General features: G+C 50.9%; 2 protein-coding genes and 1 pseudogene. All 3 read left to right on the plus strand.

The genetic code is table 11. The annotated features are described in order from the left end of the window. Positions 1–276 (plus strand): hypothetical protein (locus tag QMD53_07100; GenBank protein MDI6800403.1); only part of this gene is annotated, 276 nt, incomplete at its 5' end. 171 nt (positions 277–447) lie between these two features. Continuing rightward, a pseudogene (locus QMD53_07105) lies at positions 448–1533 on the plus strand (ISL3 family transposase). A 299-nt stretch (positions 1534–1832) separates the two neighbouring features. Next, on the plus strand, positions 1833–2114 hold a 282-nt coding region (locus QMD53_07110), incomplete at its 3' end, for a hypothetical protein (GenBank protein ID MDI6800404.1).

Here is a 2114-nt window from a genome sequence, read left to right on the forward strand (position 1 = left end):
GATGCAATGCTTTTTCTCTCTGCTACACCTTTACAGTTAGGAACACCCGACCTCTTTAATCTTCTTGGGTTGTTAATTCCAGAAGAATTTTCAGATTTTGCTCTGTTCCATAACCTTATTGAGCCTAATGAATATATCAATAATGCTCTGCGGAGATTATACGAGCCAAGTGCTGCGATCGAATTGCTTAAAAAAGTTGAGGGTCTTCTCCAAATCGAGTGGGTAAAAATGAGCCCAAAAACATCAAACTGCCCTTTATTTAAGCGGTTTTTCTGACTTGTAAAGGACTGAAAAATAATGCTATGAATTTTTCATGCGAAAACATAAACGACTCAGGGACCTTTATCAGTATCCTGGCTTCTCCCCGGAGCACACATTGTCCGGCATCTTCGGGGATCCCCGATCTCGGGTCATTGGTCTCAGCCGTAGGGAAAAAAAACTGTTTGCGGCGTCTGTGGCCGCATCCATCGCACCTACTACGACCGGAAAAGCCGCCGGGTTCGCGACCTGCCCTGTGGAGAGCTGCGGATTTATCTGCAGGTGGAGATCCGCCGGGTCGAATGTCGAAGGTGCCGAAAGGTGAAGCAGGAGAAGCTGGATTGGCTGGCCGATTATCCTTTCTGCACCAAACGGTTTGCTTTTTACGTAGGCCGTCGTTGCCGGGATTCGAGTATTCGGGACGTAGCCGAAGAGCTGCGCCTGGATTGGAAAACGGTCAAGGCCCTGGAGATGCAGTACCTGCGAGAACAGTTGCGCCGGGTGGGAACGCCCGGGCCGAAGGTTATGGGAATCGACGAGGTTTCTGTGCGCAAAGGACATACCTACCGGATCGTGGTCAGTGACCTGGAGAGAAAACGGCCCATTTGGTTTGGAGGGCAGGACCGGTCGGAAGCGAGTCTCGATCTTTTCTTCAAACAGTTGGGCCCGAAGAAGACCCGGAGAATTCGCTTGGCGGTGATGGATATGTGGAAGGCCTTTCGGAATTCGACCCAAAAGTATGCTCCCCAGGCGGCGATTCTGTTTGACAAGTTTCATGTCGTGCGTCATCTGAATGAAGCCTTGGATAAAGTCCGCAAGAGCGAATATGCTCGGCTTTCCGGTAAGGATCGGCGATTCATCAAGGGACAGAAATATACTTTGCTTTCCCGCAAAAAGAACCTGAGTACGGAAGGACGAAAGGCTTTAAAGATCTTATTGAAAGCGAACAAGCGATTAAACACGGCCTACCTCCTGAAGGAATCTTTTAGCCAGCTTTGGGAGTACCGGCAAGATGGCTGGGCAAGGAAGTTCTTTGAGAACTGGCGTGCCTCCTTAAAGTGGCAGCGGCTTAGGCCGTATGAAGGGTTTGCCGAGATGATCGAGAGCCATTGGGGCGGCATTGCCGCATTTATCCAATTGGAAGACAAGGTCTCCCTGGGTTTCGTCGAGGGTTTGAATAACAAGATCCGCGTGATCCAGCGCCGGGCGTATGGGTTACGAGATGATGAATATCTCCGTCTCAAGGTTTTAACTTGCATGTTGCCCGCGATCTGAAAATTGTCTCATTACCCATTTCCTGGGGAGGGAGTTCTCCATAGCTCCGGAGCGACGCCCAATTGGGGCGGGTGAGCTCCGGGGCTGTGGGTAACTCCCAGGTTTCCAAAAGAGGGACCGGCCGAATGCTAGGCTCATCAGGTAAAGGGGGGGAGTTCTCCACAGGGAGCTACGATCGCTGCGGGATTTTGCCCCGCAAGGCGGGGCCGCCGACATCCTTGGGGTGTCGGCTAAAATCTCTTCGCTCTCTACCTCCCTATGGATAACTCCCATTTTTTGTTAAAAATCACCCACTCGATTTGGAGAAGACCCAGAAAAGAAAGAAAATGGCTAAGAAAGAAATTCCCCAGAGTATGCGAAGAAGGTTAACCAACGAGGTGAAAAATTATGCGATTCAGGAAGGAGTGGACTTGGTTGGAATCGCCTCGGCGGAAAACTACAACAAGGTTCAAAACCCGCCGCCGGGCCACTCCTTGGAGGATATTCTCCCCGGGTCGACTCACTTAGTGGTCATGATTGTGGCGGGAATCGATTTCCCGCGCCTGGATAAACTTACGACGTTGAATTATCCCGGCCTCGCC

This window comes from Actinomycetota bacterium, assembly GCA_030017835.1.
GTDB lineage: Bacteria > Actinomycetota > Aquicultoria > UBA3085 > Oleimmundimicrobiaceae > Yes70-04.